This window comes from Dyadobacter pollutisoli (genome assembly GCF_026625565.1).
GTDB lineage: Bacteria > Bacteroidota > Bacteroidia > Cytophagales > Spirosomataceae > Dyadobacter > Dyadobacter pollutisoli.
On the sequence record NZ_CP112998.1, the window covers coordinates 6,288,318 to 6,303,344 of the forward strand.

General features: G+C 44.2%; 15 protein-coding genes. 5 read left to right on the forward strand and 10 right to left on the reverse strand.

The window, feature by feature from the left end; genetic code table 11:
- Window positions 1-53 precede the first annotated feature (53 nt).
- Both ON006_RS25930 and yihA read right to left on the reverse strand, forming a co-directional pair.
- Window positions 54-578, reverse strand: a complete 525-nt coding sequence (locus tag ON006_RS25930) for a DUF5606 family protein (protein ID WP_244824147.1) — start codon at window positions 576-578, stop codon at window positions 54-56.
- 107 nt (window positions 579-685) lie between these two features.
- Entirely contained in the window at window positions 686-1,294 is a 609-nt protein-coding gene (gene yihA / locus ON006_RS25935; protein WP_244824148.1) for a ribosome biogenesis GTP-binding protein YihA/YsxC, read from the reverse strand.
- A gap of 153 nt (window positions 1,295-1,447) precedes the next feature.
- Between yihA and ON006_RS25940 the strand changes: the two genes are divergently transcribed.
- Window positions 1,448-1,915: a thioredoxin family protein gene (locus tag ON006_RS25940; protein ID WP_374760242.1), complete on the forward strand. Its 468-nt coding sequence runs from the start codon at window positions 1,448-1,450 to the stop codon at window positions 1,913-1,915.
- Between the two features lie 72 nt (window positions 1,916-1,987).
- Here the strand turns inward: ON006_RS25940 and gmd are convergent, their stop codons facing one another.
- Both gmd and ON006_RS25950 read right to left on the reverse strand, forming a co-directional pair.
- Entirely contained in the window at window positions 1,988-3,100 is a 1,113-nt protein-coding gene (gmd, locus tag ON006_RS25945; RefSeq protein WP_244824149.1) for a GDP-mannose 4,6-dehydratase, read from the reverse strand.
- A 72-nt stretch (window positions 3,101-3,172) separates the two neighbouring features.
- Window positions 3,173-3,799 carry an SPOR domain-containing protein gene (locus ON006_RS25950; protein ID WP_244824150.1) on the reverse strand — a complete coding sequence of 209 codons (627 nt, stop codon included), beginning with the start codon at window positions 3,797-3,799 and terminating at the stop codon, window positions 3,173-3,175.
- Window positions 3,800-3,854: 55 nt separating this feature from the next.
- On the opposite strand from ON006_RS25950, the gene murB reads away from it, so the two are divergent.
- Together murB and ON006_RS25960 are read left to right on the forward strand one after the other, a co-directional pair.
- Window positions 3,855-4,871 (forward strand): UDP-N-acetylmuramate dehydrogenase, encoded by a 1,017-nt coding sequence (gene murB / locus ON006_RS25955; RefSeq protein ID WP_244824151.1) that lies wholly within the window; start codon window positions 3,855-3,857, stop codon window positions 4,869-4,871.
- 55 nt (window positions 4,872-4,926) lie between these two features.
- On the forward strand, window positions 4,927-6,429 hold the full coding sequence (locus ON006_RS25960) for a hypothetical protein (RefSeq protein WP_244824152.1): 1,503 nt from the start codon (window positions 4,927-4,929) through the stop codon (window positions 6,427-6,429).
- A 58-nt stretch (window positions 6,430-6,487) separates the two neighbouring features.
- Here ON006_RS25960 and ON006_RS25965 read toward each other — a convergent pair whose 3' ends face one another.
- From ON006_RS25965 to ON006_RS25980, 4 genes are all read right to left on the reverse strand, one after another.
- Window positions 6,488-8,452: a T9SS type A sorting domain-containing protein gene (locus ON006_RS25965; protein ID WP_244824153.1), complete on the reverse strand. Its 1,965-nt coding sequence runs from the start codon at window positions 8,450-8,452 to the stop codon at window positions 6,488-6,490.
- Between the two features lie 115 nt (window positions 8,453-8,567).
- Window positions 8,568-9,278 carry a glycosyltransferase family 2 protein gene (locus tag ON006_RS25970; protein WP_244824154.1) on the reverse strand — a complete coding sequence of 237 codons (711 nt, stop codon included), beginning with the start codon at window positions 9,276-9,278 and terminating at the stop codon, window positions 8,568-8,570.
- Window positions 9,279-9,342: 64 nt separating this feature from the next.
- Window positions 9,343-10,251, reverse strand: a complete 909-nt coding sequence (locus ON006_RS25975; protein ID WP_244824155.1) for an ROK family protein — start codon at window positions 10,249-10,251, stop codon at window positions 9,343-9,345.
- 73 nt (window positions 10,252-10,324) lie between these two features.
- Entirely contained in the window at window positions 10,325-11,035 is a 711-nt protein-coding gene (locus ON006_RS25980; protein ID WP_244824156.1) for an SDR family oxidoreductase, read from the reverse strand.
- A gap of 62 nt (window positions 11,036-11,097) precedes the next feature.
- Between ON006_RS25980 and ON006_RS25985 the strand changes: the two genes are divergently transcribed.
- Window positions 11,098-11,826 carry an MlaE family ABC transporter permease gene (locus ON006_RS25985; RefSeq protein ID WP_244824157.1) on the forward strand — a complete coding sequence of 243 codons (729 nt, stop codon included), beginning with the start codon at window positions 11,098-11,100 and terminating at the stop codon, window positions 11,824-11,826.
- A 46-nt stretch (window positions 11,827-11,872) separates the two neighbouring features.
- Window positions 11,873-12,619 carry an ABC transporter ATP-binding protein gene (locus tag ON006_RS25990; protein WP_244824158.1) on the forward strand — a complete coding sequence of 249 codons (747 nt, stop codon included), beginning with the start codon at window positions 11,873-11,875 and terminating at the stop codon, window positions 12,617-12,619.
- A 4-nt stretch (window positions 12,620-12,623) separates the two neighbouring features.
- Here the strand turns inward: ON006_RS25990 and ON006_RS25995 are convergent, their stop codons facing one another.
- Both ON006_RS25995 and ON006_RS26000 read right to left on the reverse strand, forming a co-directional pair.
- The gene (locus ON006_RS25995; protein WP_244824159.1) at window positions 12,624-14,126 is read right to left on the reverse strand and encodes a lipopolysaccharide biosynthesis protein; all 1,503 of its coding nucleotides are present in this window, start codon (window positions 14,124-14,126) and stop codon (window positions 12,624-12,626) included.
- 137 nt (window positions 14,127-14,263) lie between these two features.
- A complete protein-coding gene (locus tag ON006_RS26000; RefSeq protein WP_244824160.1) occupies window positions 14,264-14,869 on the reverse strand; it encodes a TetR/AcrR family transcriptional regulator in 606 nt (201 codons plus the stop codon).
- Window positions 14,870-15,027: the final 158 nt, after the last annotated feature.

The window sequence follows — 15,027 nt, forward strand, 5'->3', positions numbered from 1 at the left end:
GTAAAAACCCTGTCTGCCGGACAGGGTTCTAATGCGAAATGCTATATCGTAAACTACGCTTTGGTCTTTTCTTTCTTGGCCGGTTTTTTAGCTGGCTCTTCTGCAACTACTTCCGTTTCCTCAGTTTCAGCCACTGCCTCTTCCTCAGATGCTACAAAAAGCTCAGGGATATATTTTGACAATAAGTTGTACCAGGTAATGATTTTTTTGATGTCGGACACATACACTTTGGACCTGTCAAATTCCGGAAGGATTTTGTTCAGAAACTCAATGAAGTCTTTATCAGAAGAGGTTTTTACCTGAATAGCGATTTCTTCTCCGTGAATTTCCCGGATTTTGAGGAAAACGTCTGCCAGCGGAACTGATTCTTCTTCGCCTTCAGTAAAAATGGAAACATCTTTCAACACTGAAACACGCGCAGTTGGCCCGATCAGGGTTTTTTCTCTTTTTTCGTCAAGACTCTCAACGATCACGCCCGCACGGCTTGGCTTAAGAATGCGGAACAATCCGCCTTTACCTGAAACATTTGCGATTTCTTTCAACAAATCCATTCCGGTTGACTCTACTTTTTCACTCATCCTTTCTTACTATTAGTTATATCTTGATTATGATTATGTTGAATGCAATGACCAACTAAATTTTGTCGCAAAATAACAGAAAGATTGACCGTTATACAACCTCCCTCTTACTTTGTCTTCTCAAACGACTGATTATAAGTTTCTATTGTTTTCAGGATGGCGTCACGGCCCTCGTGTTTTTCAGCCGATGTCACGAACATTGGAGGTACTTCTTCCCATAATTCGCTCAATGTCTGTTTGTATTCTTCCACTTTATTGGCAACCTGTCCTGGTTTCAGTTTATCGGCTTTGGTAAAAATAATGTGAAATGGGATCCCTGCCTCGCCTAATGCAGCCATAAATTCCAGATCAGCGGTCAGCGCGCTGTGGCGAACATCGATAAGCACAAAAGTGCAGATCAGGTTTTGGCGGTTATGGAGGTAATCATTGATCATCGTCTCCCATTTCTCGCGCTCTACTTTACTTACTTTGGCATAACCGTAGCCGGGCAAATCCACCAGATACCAGAGGTCATTGATCAGATAATGGTTAATAAGCTGAGTTTTACCGGGTTGCTGAGACGTTTTCGCAAGAGACTTTTTCTCGGTAAGCATATTGATCAGGGACGATTTCCCTACATTGGACCTACCTATGAAAGCATATTCCGGCAAATCAGGCTCAGGGCATTTCTGGTAATCCGAATTGCTCATTACATATCTTGCTTCCTGAACTTTCATATTTATTTGACGTTAATAATGTTGCGAAGTTACTTTTTTCTTTTTTATCAACCTTGCAGAGTAATGATGTGTTGTCTGCTAAGGTGTTGGATAAAATGAAACAAAGGGGTATTTTCGTTTGTGAATATTTGAAACTGTAACTAAGTCGAAAAGATGAAAAGTCTGAAAAAATTGGGTTTCCTGGTTGCATTGCTGTCTCTGACGTTTTCAGCGGTATATGCAGGAGATGGGAACAAAAAGTCTGATAAAGCTGCTGAAAAGGGCATTCAGTTTACGGAGGCGTCCTGGGCGGCTATTCTTAAAAAAGCCAAGAAGGAAAACAAAATCATATTTTTTGACGCCTACACTACCTGGTGCGGACCATGTAAATTGCTGCAAAAAAATGTTTTCACCCGCGCTGATGTGGCGAAAGTTTTCAATGCCAATTTTATCAATGTAAAATTTGATATGGAAAGCGGCGAAGGCCCAGCCCTGGCGGAGAAATACCCGATTGAAGGTTACCCGACATTGTTTTTTATTGATGGCAATGGAAAAATGGTAAAGTCGCTATTGGGCTACCAGACTCCTGAGAAATTAATAAAAGCTGCAAAATCCATTCAGAAAGCTCCAAGAACGATCTGATAATTGAATGGCTCACAAAAAATAAACCCCGGTGGCTTTCCACCGGGGTTTATTTTTTGGTACAAGGATTTCCTATTCGTAGTAGTTCGGAACGCGGTGTCCGCTACTTTCCAATAGTCTGTCCTTCTTGAACAACATCACATCAGCAGTAACCATATCCTGGACCAATGCTTTCAGGTCATATTTGGGTTTCCAGCCCAGCTTGGTCATCGACTTGGTAGGATCGCCAATCAGCAATTCCACTTCAGTCGGACGGAAATATCTTGGGTCAACAGCCACCACTTCTTTGCCAATCTCGATCTGGAAGTCAGGGTTAGTGCATTTACTCACAACGGCGATCTCATTGACGCCTTCGCCCTTAAATTCAACTTCGATACCTACTTCTGCAAAAGCCATTTTGACGAAATCGCGGATGCGGGTCGTGATCCCCGTTGCGATTACAAAGTCCTCGGCCACTTCTTGTTGCAGGATCAGCCACATTGCCTCCACAAAGTCCTTGGCATGTCCCCAGTCGCGTTGTGCGTCCAAGTTACCCAGGTACACCTTGTCTTGCAGGCCCAACGCGATCCGCGCAACGGCACGTGTGATTTTCCTGGTCACGAAAGTTTCGCCGCGTAATGGAGATTCGTGGTTGAACAAAATCCCATTCACAGCAAACATATCATAAGCTTCACGATAGTTGACCGTGATCCAGTATCCGTACAATTTCGCGACTGCGTAAGGTGAGCGTGGATAAAACGGTGTAGTTTCCGATTGCGGAACTTCCTGCACCAGTCCGTATAATTCGGAAGTGGACGCCTGGTATATCTTCGTTTTTTTGGTCAATCCCAGCAAACGTACTGCTTCCAGGATACGAAGCGTACCAATACCGTCGACATTAGCAGTGTATTCCGGTTCTTCAAAGCTAACCTGAACATGGGACATGGCGCCCAGGTTGTAGATTTCGTCTGGCTGAACTTCCTGTACAATGCGGATAATGTTAGTAGAGTCGCTCAAATCACCATAGTGGAGGTGAAAGCGCACATTTTTTTCGTGTGGATCTTCGTAAATATGATCAATGCGTTGTGTATTGAACAACGAGCTGCGTCGTTTGATACCATGCACTTCATATCCTTTGCTTAAAAGTAGTTCCGCCAAATAAGAACCATCTTGCCCGGTAATCCCGGTAATCAGGGCTTTTTTCATTATTGTCTTAGGTATGTATATGTGGATAATGTTATCCGGTTTAAAGTAAAAAACAATTTTATCAACGCCGGCCTAGTTGCTTTCAGAAGCCGGATTTACCATCATACTTCTTTTAATATCCACCCTGTCCGAAAGTATCACGGCAGACGAATATTGCTGACGGACGAGATCCAGGTATTGTTCTGCATCGCTCCGGTACATAAAATCCCCTACTTTGACACGGTAGGTTGGCTGCGAATAGGACATGTATGGGTTAAGGTCCGGGAATGCCTGGTAAATGTACGATTTGGCTGCGTCGGCCTCTTGTCTTACATTACCAACATAGATCTGTATACGGAAACCATTAATGTACCTGATGGATTTATTTTGCTTTGCAAGCGTATCCAGAACAGTGTCCAGGCGCTTGTTTACATACAAAGGTTTGTCCACATTGGCCCTGGGAACATTGTTGTTTTTAGGAGCGACGGCTGTTTCCGTCTTTTTTGCAAAGGTAGGTTCAGTGTACTCGTAACGGGGACGAACCGATGCGAGGTCTTCCTTATATTCGGAACCGGAAGAGCTGACCACCGATTTTTTGCTGCAACCTGCGAGGACGATTATACCAAGATGCAAAGCCCATAAAAATTTCTTTTTCAGCATCATATCCTGAACCATTGTGACTGAGCCCACAAACTTAATCAAAAATGGATGAATCACCATACCACTAAATTTTGAATGTAATATCTAACTTTACCGGCCTATTATGACCATTTCGATGCAAATACAATCTAACTTTTCACTTCGCCACCTCAATACTTTCGGCCTCGAATCGGAGGCCCGCTACTTCGTGGAAGCCCGGTCTATTGAAGAACTAACTGAAATTCTGCTCGATCCGGTATGGAAACAGACGGCAAAATTTATTCTCGGAGGCGGAAGTAATGTCCTTTTTACCAGGAATGTCGATGCGCTGGTCATTCATCCGGTCATTAAAGGCATTGAAAAAATAAAGGAAGATGACGACCGTGTCTGGTTAAAAGTCGGAGGAGGAGAAGTGTGGCATGACTTCGTGATGCATTGCGTTGAAAACAATTATGGTGGCATTGAAAACCTCTCATTGATTCCCGGAACAGTAGGCGCGGCACCGATGCAGAACATTGGCGCTTACGGTGTCGAGATCAAGGATGTGATCGAATCAGTAGAGGGTGTAAGCATTCAAAATGGCCAGAAAAGGACGTTTTCCAAAGAAGAATGCCAGTTTGGCTACCGGGAAAGTGTTTTCAAAAGAGCATTGAAAGATCAGTACGTGATCACCGGTGCTACATTTGTTTTAAGCAAAAACCCAGTGCTGAATGTGGGGTATGGAGATGTGAAAAAGACATTGGAAGAAATGAATGTGGCCAGCCCGACGATCAGGGACGTCAGCGATGCGATCATTAAAATCCGCCAAAGTAAGCTGCCTGACCCGGCACAAATAGGGAATGCAGGTAGTTTTTTCAAAAACCCGGAAATCCCGTCAGGACAATACGCAGAACTGAAAGAAACTTTTGCTGAAATGCCCGGATATGTGGTGAGCGCCGAAAAAGTGAAAGTGCCAGCCGGCTGGCTGATTGAACAAGCGGGCTGGAAAGGGTATCGCCGCGGCGCGATCGGGGTACATGAGAGGCAAGCCCTCGTCCTCGTTAATTATGGAGGCGGTAATGGTAATGATATCAAAGCCCTGGCAGAAGAAATCAAGGCTTCGGTATCAGTCAAATTCGGCATTGACCTGAATGCCGAGGTGAATTTTATTTGAAATTAATGAGGTACCGAAAAGCTGATTATTAGCCCTGAAATCCCTTCACGACGTTATGAAAAATTTGACCATTGCCACGCTGGTATACGTATCAGCGCCTACCTGTTTTTTTCTTTTATTCTGGCTGAAACCTCATTTTGCATTCATTTCAATCCTGTGCCTGCTGATGGCCTTTTTTCTGGCAATAAGAAAATTGAATGTGCCGGAAACCAAAGCTGAGGAAATCAATATGCTGCCTCTTTTGGGCTCGTCATTCGCACTGGCTACCCTCGTCTGCACTTTTTCAGAGTTCGGGATATTTCAATACCAAAGCTATGATTACCTGATACATAACTATAAATTCAATTTGCTGGCTACTCAGGATTTACCGTTGTATAGTGAGGACCGACAGGTATATATGTGCTACTACCTGGGGAACTACATTATACCGTCATTACTCGGAAAATACCTTTCATTAAGTGTCATTAAATTCTTCTTCTTTGTCTGGTGCACGATTGGCCTGGCGCTTACCTACACCTGGATTCAGGTCCGGGTCATTGATCTGCATCCTTGGAAACGCATATTCATTTGTGTCGCGCTGGTAGTAGGTTCTTATGTCTGCGTGATTTTCCCGGCGCTGCACCATTTTATTCCCACGCTGCCTATTCAGGAAGGTAATTCGCTGGTTGTAAACGGCAAGTTTATCCTAAATCAGGTACCTATTTTTACAAGAGGATTGTCGGAATCCCCCCAGCACACATTACCGGCTATCCTCGGGATATGCTTCCTTCTGGCGATCGGCGACAAGCCTGCTTATTTCAACGCGGCAGCGTATTTTTTTCTCGGTACATTGTTTCTGACCCCTTTTGCAGCGATTGGTTTGCTTGGGTTTTTAGTAATGAGTTTTGTTAAAAATGTCTCGAAAGAGGGAAGGACATTCTTCCTGGATCAGGTACTGTATGCCATACCGCTGCTTATCGCATATCTGCCCGTTGTGCTGTTTTTAACAAGCTCGGAGGCCACCACGATGGAAAGTAACCGCGCACTGTGGCAAACCAACGCGGATTATTGGTGGGTTTACTACCTGGCCTACCTGGGTGTCGCGTATGGAATATGGTTTCTGTTTTTTGGAAAACGACTCATGCAGTTCGATCGTGATGCATTGCTGGTTTCTCTCGTTTTTCTGGTCATTGTTTCCCTGTTCCAAATCGGGTATTACAATGATCTCAATATTCGCTCGTCGGTGGTGCCGCAGATGGTTTTTAGTATATCAATCGCCTACGTAATTGTTACAAACTCCAAACTGATTTTCAAGAAGAGGATCTTAACATTAGGGATTTTGTTCTGGGCATTGAATGGCGTCAGCCCGCTGAAATTTTACTATGAAAGGCTTTTTGTTTTAAAAGGACACAGAAATACGATTGAAAATCCGGTCCCGCGCAGCGCCCGCGACGAGTACTACGACCTGCTGGAAAGCGCCTATCAAAAAAACGGGAAAGAAGTAGTAAAGCAATATTCATTGCGAAAGGGTACATTCTTCGAGCGATTTCTACTCAATAAAAATAGCGGGCGGCGGTAGGGAATTTACTATATGAGGTATACCCAGTCAACCACTAGTAAAAATGGCTGCCGATTGCTCAATGCATCAGCAAAACTCTGCGGGCGCTCGACTTGTCTCCATAATAAACCCTCAGAATATACTGGCCACTACTACAATCATTCACATTGAATGTGACCCAATCCTTGCCTTCATAACTCACATTTTTAAACATTTTACCACTTGCAGAAAACAGTTCCACCAGGCTGATATTAGCTGTGCCGGAAGCAATATTGATAAAATCGGTTACTGGGTTAGGATAGATCATAATGCTTATCTCTTGCAGGAGATCGTCACCCTGCTTGGTAATTGTTGTAGACGATAAATTCGATTCAGATTGATCCGTATAACCTCTGATTCGATAAATGTATTCAATTCCTTTTTTTGCTGATGGGTCTTCATATTTGAACTGGCTTGCCGGGAAATGCAATATCTCATGTGTACCAAGTGTGTCCGCAGCATCAAATCGCTCCAACATGTACCCGGCTACATTTGGCAGTTTATTCCAGCTTAGGACCACCTGGTGATCTTGTTCGTTAGATACGAGCGTTATCGCGCCCAAATCCGTGTAAGGAAAAATCTTATTATGGTGAAAAGCAAACGCGCGCTGCCCCTTGGTATTTCTAAGAAACGGTCCAATGTACACCCAGGCGGCACTCAACAGCCCCGAGTAATGATATTTGGAAGGAAGATATTTAATCGTAGAATCATTCGCAGCCTCTTTTAGCTTCACAACGATCCTATTGGCCTCTGCTCTGCCTGACGCCAGTTTTTTCCACTCAGCATTCAGATAGAAAAAGTCTTTCATAGTAAAAACGGAAGAGCTTTCCTGGCTTCCTTCAATGTTCACAGCTGTTGTGTCATTAGGATAGACCATCCGCTGGTAATCTTCAAAAACCATTGTTATTTCATCCTTTTTAGATGTAGAATAAAATGCCTTCTGCAAGCTGGGTGAAGAAATCTTTTCTTTTTGACCATAATGATAAAATCCCGCCAAATCCGCCAGGTCGCGACCCACTTGCAGGTATCCCTCTAAGCCATAGTGAAATCCATTCCATCCTTCGGCGCCCAGAGCTGCATAAGGCTGAATAATGGGATACTTTCGATCCATTGTTCTTTGTTGTTCCCGCAAGAGACCAATCCGGTCGTCATATGCGCCGCCGCCGAAAAGAGGAAGTTGAAAAAGGTATATCTTTTCAACCATAGGGTAATCTTCCTGCCACATTTTCACCAATTTGTCAAAACGCGGAGCCCAGGTTAGCGGATCATCAGACGAGGCCTCTGTTTCGCCCTGCCAGAAAAATATGGCTTTCAAAGAAGGCAGCAATCCAGATTCTTTCGCCGCATTCAGCAGGTATCCGTAGAAGCTCGATCTTTCGGTGAGAGCGAGTAGGGAAGCGCCTGCTGCGGAGCCGTTGATGACGCATGTAGGAACCTGGTATTTTTCAGCAATGCTTCTCTGAAATTCAATTCCGAATATACCTACGCGCTGACCAATGTCATTTGCTAAACCCCATGCAGCTGCACCTCCCGAAGATCCGTATGTCCGTGCAAACTCGTTTCTGTACTGGTAGTCTATCTCCCAGGCTACCGCGTTGGATTGTCCGTAAATCAGGTAAAAATCACCGGCGACAATGTTATCGCGTCTGGCGATCAGCACGGAGTCAGATTTTGACTTGCAGGCGTAAATTTCAAACGAATACTCGGCAAGCTCAGCCTTGATTTTGAACGAAAAGTTAAATGGAGCTTGTGCGCCGTTATATTGAAGATCTTTTCTTTGATAACCGCTTCTTGTCTTGTCCCTGAATTTTATGACAGACAGATAGGCATATCCGGGCTCTTGTACCCTGCCCAGAAAATCCACATCTGCCTGCCCGGTGCTGTCTCTTGCAAAAAGCTGCATGTCGGCAGGCACTTTGTCCAGGATGGCTATGCCGGATGGTTGGGCATAAGTTGTACGAATAAATAATCCTGTAAATAAAAACAGTAGTATCAATCTTTTCATTCGTAGAAGCGGGGTGCTTGGATTACCACTTTATCAATTTGATAAAGTGCTCCATATCTACGGAGGAAAAAAGAAATTGGATTTCAAAAATTATCCTGAGGCTACTATGAGTTTTCTAACGGCCCAGTCCGTACCTGACAATGCAGTACAGGGCGCGGAAACCATCTTTCCAGTTAATTTTCTTGCCTTCGTCGTAGGTCCGGCCGTAGTAGGAGACGCCTACTTCATATATTCGGATTTTTGGGACTTTAGAGATTTTGGCCGTGACTTCTGGTTCAAAGCCAAAGCGGTTTTCAAGCAATACCAACCCTTTGAGAATGTCGGCCCTGAAAAGTTTGTAGCATGTTTCCATATCCGTCAGATTGAGATTGGTAAACATGTTGCTCAGGAAAGTAAGGAATTTGTTGCCGATCGTATGCCAGAAAAAGAGGATGCGGTGTGGTCTCCCACCCATAAAGCGGGAGCCGTACACCACATCAGCATATCCTTCAATTACCGGTTTTAGCAAGATATTAAATTCTTGCGGGTCATATTCGAGGTCGGCATCCTGCACGATAATGTAGTCACCGATGGCCCTGCGAATGCCCGTATGTAAGGCCGCTCCCTTACCCTGATTGTATTCATGGCGATAATAGCTTATCTCCATCTGCGGATTTTCCTCAATAAACCTTTTCGCTACGCCTTCCGTGTTGTCCGACGAACAATCGTTGACTATTACTATTTCCTTTTGAAAGCCGCCAATCAGTTCAACAGATTTGAGTTTATCCAATACTTTCCAAATTGTCTTTTCCTCATTGTAAGCAGGAACGATAACAGATAACTTCATCAGAACGTTAAAAGGTGAATAGAAATAAAGGACGTTATTGAGTATAAATTAGTTGGAAAAAAAATCAATCGAAACACAGTGAAGCAGCACCAAGCAAGCCTGCGTCATTAGCCAAAGTGGCGCGTTTAATGGTGATAGTCTTTAAGTAATAAGGCGTTAGCCAGTATTCAAAACGCTCATTAATGGCTGGCAAAATAAATTCAAACGATGCAGAAATACCACCGCCGATCAAAATAGTTGTAATGTCCAGGATACGGATCATCGACACAAGTCCTTCTCCAAGCAGGTAACCCATTTCGTGAAATACCTGTTTCGCAAGCTCATCGCCTTTCGAAGCAGCAGCAACGAGGCCGGTAGTAGAGATAGTCCCGTCGTCAGGAAGCTGCGTCTGGCCTGTGTATTCGGCACGCATGGCATTGGCCAGGTCGAGCAGTTCTTTCTTGCCAATGTTACGTTCCAGCACTTTTCCATTCTTGGATGGAACGTGGCCTGGCTCCATAGCATTACCGCCACCGCCTTTGAAAACTTTCTTATCAATAATAGCAGCACCGCCGATACCGGTTCCGAGCGTTACGAAAATGTAGTCCTCAGGAAGTTTGTCTTCTCCAAAATAATACTCACCCAACGCCGCAGCATTGGCATCATTTTCAAGATAAAAATCGTGGCTTGGAAATCTTTCTTTCAGATCAGGAACAATGGCAATGCCATCAATTTCAGGGATAGCAGTAATTTCTATCAATGTAGTCCGGTCTCTGGTCGTGAGTCCGGGAACACCGATTCCTACTCTTTTTACCTCCGGATATTCAACAAGCTGTAACGCTATCGCATCTCCTAATCTTTCTATAAAATGCCCTGAACTACGCCAGCTGGCGGTATCGTGACTGTAAAAATTTGAAATTCTTCCATCCGTAGCGTCAACGATCCCCATTTTTACGTTAGTACCGCCCACGTCTATACCGAGGTATTGTTCCATGAAATGAAATATGGGTTTAATAAATAATTTTAAAAATGCGGCAATTTAGTAAAATTGCTCTATTCTTTACTAATCAATCCAAATCTCCAAGCTGTGGCCGGATTAAAATTTCTTCCATCACGGCACGCGGGGAAAGCGAGTAAGCGGCCCAAATGGCGTCAGCTACATCTTTCGGATCGATAAAACGTTCCTCCGGCAAATCCACACCTTTCCAGCTGTCCGTTAAGGTAGCTCCGGGGAGCACAGCGGTCACTTTCACGTCATGAGGCTCCATCTCTACACGGAGTACCTTTGTCATGCCGTAGAGCGCAAATTTGGAAATACAATAGGACCCGCCATTGGGATAAGCCATAATGCTCGCCGTTGAGCAGATGTTAAAAATGTGCCCTTTCCGGTTCGCCATCATGTCGCCGACAAAACCTCTTGTGAGGTGATATGCGCTGTAAACGTTGGTCTCCATTGTTTTTTCCAATGTGCCTTCGGATTCATTATGGACCTGCCCGGGAATAAATACGCCCGTATTGTTGATAAGTACCTCTGTAAATCTGTTTTTTGATTTGACAAAATCCAGAAATGCATCCACATTGGCCCGCAGGGAAAGATCAGCCGGTAAATAATATAATGTTGAATCGCCAAAAAGGCCTTTCATTTCTTTTTCAAGATCTTCCAGGTCATGAAGGTTTCTCGCACAGGTAATTATGTCAAAACCACCGCTCATGAACCGTTCAATTAGCGCTTTGCCTATTCCTTTTGTCCCGCCGGTTACTACCGCTAATGGATTCATTTTTCTGATTACTTCTTTTTTTGCCTAATTTCCCCGAAAATATTGAATACAATCTAGATATCATGTCTGTAATCGGGAAATACTTTATTTTTTTAGGGACATTGTTCGGGAAAGGGGAAAAATTGTCGGTTTACTGGCGCAGGCTGATGGAGGAATGTGTGGGTATAGGAGTGAGCTCGATATTTATTGTTGCGATCGTCTCTACATTTATAGGCGCAGTATCCTGCATTCAAACAGCATATAACCTGGTTAGCCCCATTATCCCTATTTCCACAGTGGCCCTGATCGTTCGGGATATGGAAATACTCGAACTCGCGCCTACCATTACCTGCATCGTGCTCGCAGGGAAAGTAGGCTCCAACATTGCCAGCGAATTAGGTACCATGCGCATCACCGAGCAGATCGACGCACTGGAAGTAATGGGGATCAATTCGTCGTCCTATCTGGTGCTTCCGAAGGTGATTGCAGCGATGTTTACATTCCCGATGCTCGTTATTTTTTCGGCATTTCTGGGTATTTTAGGGGGTTATCTGGCTGGTACGCTGACGGGCGTGATCACGGAAAGGGATTATTTGTACGGGATCAGGGATTCATTTGTGCCGTATAACATTTTCTTTATGTGTGTCAAACCGCTGGTGTTTGGGTTTTTAATTGCCACAATATCTTCATTCAAAGGATTTTTTACGGAAGGTGGAGCGTTGGAGGTAGGTAGGTCAAGTACAGAAGCGGTAACGAACAGCTGTATATCCATTCTTATCGCGGATTATCTGTTAGCCCAACTGTTATTGTAAAAGCATTAGTCCAAGCCGCCGGGATAGTTACAACAAGATCAAAAAGATGATTGAAGTAAATAATATAGCCAAAGCTTTTAACGGTAAGGAAGTTCTAAAGGGAATATCTTCAAAATTCGAAAAGGGACAGACCAATTTGATCATAGGTGGCAGCGGAACCGGAAAAAGTGTTTTGCTGAAGTGTATGATCGGCCTCGTCAAACCCGACGGGGGTAGTGTGTTGTACAATGGTCGCGACTTTTACAATTGCGATAAGGAAACACAGCAGTCAATCCGGCGTGAAATGGGCGTATTGTTTCAGGGGGGTGCGCTTTTCGATTCCAAAACAGTAGAGCAGAATGTCCGTTTTCCGTTGGATATGCTCACCGAGCAGACTATGCAGGAGAAGCAGGAGCGCGTGGCATTTTGTTTACAGCGTGTGGGGCTGGAAGCGGCCGCCAAAAGAATGCCTTCTGAGATCAGTGGAGGGATGAAAAAAAGGGTGGGTATTGCCCGTGCGATTGTGATGAACCCTATGTACCTTTTTTGTGATGAACCTAACTCCGGCCTCGATCCGCTTACTTCTGTTAAAATTGATGAACTGATCAAGGAAATAACCGAAGAGTACCAGATCACGACCATTATCATTACGCATGATATGAACTCGGTGATGGAGATCGGGCAAAACATCATGTTCCTTTATCAGGGTAGCAAGCTCTGGGAGGGCGTCAACACGGAGATCACCAAGACAGTCGTACCGGAATTAAAAGAGTTTCTATTCTCCAATAAATTGCTCAGGGAAATGCAGCCCTAGTCTTCTATTTTTTGTTTAAAAAAGGAATATTCTTTCTTTCTATCAAAAATGCAACGCCCGAAAAGATGGCGAGTATCAGCATGTGAACAGGTACTGAGATCAGCAGATTGTCAATCTTGAACAGGGTTGAGGCGTATATCAGAAGCGTACCCGCTCCAATGTATCCCAAAGCGGAGGTAACGTCGTAGGGGACAGGATAATACTTTTGTCCAAAATAATAGCAGCAAGCGAGCATTGTGAAACCTGACAATGCAAAAGCAATTGCAAAGCCTAAATAGCCAATTTCCGGAACGAGCAGGAAGCTACTAAGAATAGTGATCAGCGCACCGGTCAATGTGAGCCAGGTTCCATACTCTGTCTTGTCGGTGAGCTTGAACCACGTTGCCAGGTTGTAATAAATCCCCAGAAACATATAGCCCGCCAACAGCCACGGAACTACCGACAAGCCTTCATGGTAGATCTTTTGTTTCAGGAATAATTCCGCAAACAAATCCAGGTTCAGGCATATGCCTACCCACATGACCACACATATGATGGTAAAGTATTTGGTAACTTTTGCAAATACCTCCGGCGCATTCTTGTCTTCACCTTTGGAAAAGAAAAAAGGCTCGGCAGCATATTTGAATGCCTGAATGGCCAGGTTCATGAAGATCGACAACTTATAGCACTGTACGTAAATACCAATCGCCTGTTTGCTGGTACGGCCCGGGTAAAAATCTCTGGGAAGGAGAAACTGAATGAACGCGCGGTCGAAAAGCATGTTTACAACGCCCCCCGCATTCATGACCAGGATAGGGAAAGCATACACCCATACCGGCTTGAAAAGGGTTTTATCAAATACAAACCTGAAATCCGAGAATTCTTTCCGTAAAAGCCAGAAAAACAGCAAATTGGCGATGAGGTTGGCCATGATAATGTAATCCGGCGCATGCATCGGATCGTAGAAAATGGCAATAGCAGGTTTGAGAAAAGCTAAATATTCACCTGTGTAAATGTCTTTGCAAACAATGAGGAAGAATAAGTTAAGGAAAATGTTAATCAGGATGTTGGTAACCCTGATGATCACAAATTTTTTCCCTTTCCCTTCCAGCCGCAGCCTTGCAAAAGGAATGGAAACAATGCCATCAATAGCCATAATGACCGCAAACATCCTGACAATCGAGACACTTTCCGGGTATTTGATAAATTCGGCAGCGCTTTCTGCAAAAACAAAGATTAGTCCTGAAAAGAACACACTGACCAGAATCACTGCGCTGAGGATGAGATTATAATATTGTTTCCGGTTGGTTTCTTGCCTGGCAAACCGGAAAAATGCAGTTTCCATGCCAAAGGTATACAGTACCATCGCCAATCCGGCGTAGGCATAAAGTTGGCCCTGGGCGGCAATTTGTTCAGGTTCAAAAAGTTTGGTGTGAAGTGCGACCAGCAGGTAATTCAGGAAGCGGCCCAGCATGGTACTGATACCGTATGTCGCGGTTTCGCTGGCCAGTTTTTTTAATACACTCATAATTGTTCAATCGGTTTTGCGCCATCAGGGCAGCAAAATCAGAGAAACAAATATAGGTTATGCAGAATGGTTTATTTTCAATTCATAAAAAAAGAGTCCTTCCGAATGGCCGGAAGGACTCTTTTTGTGTTTTTATATCAGCTTCTGACGTCGACAATAATCCGTTCGATGACTTTTTCTATCCGTTTCCATCCGTCGTCTGAATGAAGGTCAACATCTATCATTTTTTCACGATAGTCAGTAGAAATGGTCATGTAATAAATGCCGGCTGTGAGAAATGTTACAAGTGCACTGGTGTCGTTGTAGTGGGGTAGATCTCCTATTTTACTCAAAATCCGTAATGCCACCTGGTTGCGGGCCTCAGACAGCATCGATTTGCCGGTCCCGATTTCCCACCTCAGCAGGTCGCGGGTAGCCTTGCGTTCACGTAGGTCATTCATAAAAGTGTGCATGAGGCCTGTCAGTACCTTCCCGCGTTCTTCGGGCGCGAGCTGCGGAATGTTGTCGATGTACTCGGTGCTGGTGGTAGAGGTATATTCGCCCGATTTTACATATTGCTCCATGAGCCCGTCGACGCTCTCGAAGTACCTGTAAATGAGTACTTTGTTTACGCCCGCCGTCCTGGCAATAAGATTCACGCCTACTTTTTCAGTACCGTGTTGCTCAATCACTTCGCCGACCGCACGGAGGATCTTACTCTTTGTCCGCTCTCGATCACGCTTTTTAACTTTGTCAATTTTCATATGGGTGCCGTTTAGGTTAAAACATGGTAAATGTAATATTTCATATGGAAATATTATACGAGTAAAATATTATAAGTCACCATTTTTTCTATTTGGTAGCCTAAACTAGCACTTATCGATAAAAACGCCTCATTGAAAGAGAAAAATGGGTATTTCGT

Excerpts from the sequence above, each read along its gene's own strand:
- ON006_RS25930 (WP_244824147.1), bottom strand. The coding sequence starts at position 578 with ATGAGTGAAAAAGTAGAGTCAACCGGAATGGATTTGTTGAAAGAAATC.
- yihA (WP_244824148.1), bottom strand. The coding sequence starts at position 1,294 with ATGAAAGTTCAGGAAGCAAGATATGTAATGAGCAATTCGGATTACCAG.
- ON006_RS25940 (WP_374760242.1), top strand. The coding sequence starts at position 1,448 with ATGAAAAGTCTGAAAAAATTGGGTTTCCTGGTTGCATTGCTGTCTCTG.
- gmd (WP_244824149.1), bottom strand. The coding sequence starts at position 3,100 with ATGAAAAAAGCCCTGATTACCGGGATTACCGGGCAAGATGGTTCTTAT.
- ON006_RS25950 (WP_244824150.1), bottom strand. The coding sequence starts at position 3,799 with ATGGTGATTCATCCATTTTTGATTAAGTTTGTGGGCTCAGTCACAATG.
- murB (WP_244824151.1), top strand. The coding sequence starts at position 3,855 with ATGCAAATACAATCTAACTTTTCACTTCGCCACCTCAATACTTTCGGC.
- ON006_RS25960 (WP_244824152.1), top strand. The coding sequence starts at position 4,927 with ATGAAAAATTTGACCATTGCCACGCTGGTATACGTATCAGCGCCTACC.
- ON006_RS25965 (WP_244824153.1), bottom strand. The coding sequence starts at position 8,452 with ATGAAAAGATTGATACTACTGTTTTTATTTACAGGATTATTTATTCGT.
- ON006_RS25970 (WP_244824154.1), bottom strand. The coding sequence starts at position 9,278 with ATGAAGTTATCTGTTATCGTTCCTGCTTACAATGAGGAAAAGACAATT.
- ON006_RS25975 (WP_244824155.1), bottom strand. The coding sequence starts at position 10,251 with ATGGAACAATACCTCGGTATAGACGTGGGCGGTACTAACGTAAAAATG.
- ON006_RS25980 (WP_244824156.1), bottom strand. The coding sequence starts at position 11,035 with ATGAATCCATTAGCGGTAGTAACCGGCGGGACAAAAGGAATAGGCAAA.
- ON006_RS25985 (WP_244824157.1), top strand. The coding sequence starts at position 11,098 with ATGTCTGTAATCGGGAAATACTTTATTTTTTTAGGGACATTGTTCGGG.
- ON006_RS25990 (WP_244824158.1), top strand. The coding sequence starts at position 11,873 with ATGATTGAAGTAAATAATATAGCCAAAGCTTTTAACGGTAAGGAAGTT.
- ON006_RS25995 (WP_244824159.1), bottom strand. The coding sequence starts at position 14,126 with ATGAGTGTATTAAAAAAACTGGCCAGCGAAACCGCGACATACGGTATC.
- ON006_RS26000 (WP_244824160.1), bottom strand. The coding sequence starts at position 14,869 with ATGAAAATTGACAAAGTTAAAAAGCGTGATCGAGAGCGGACAAAGAGT.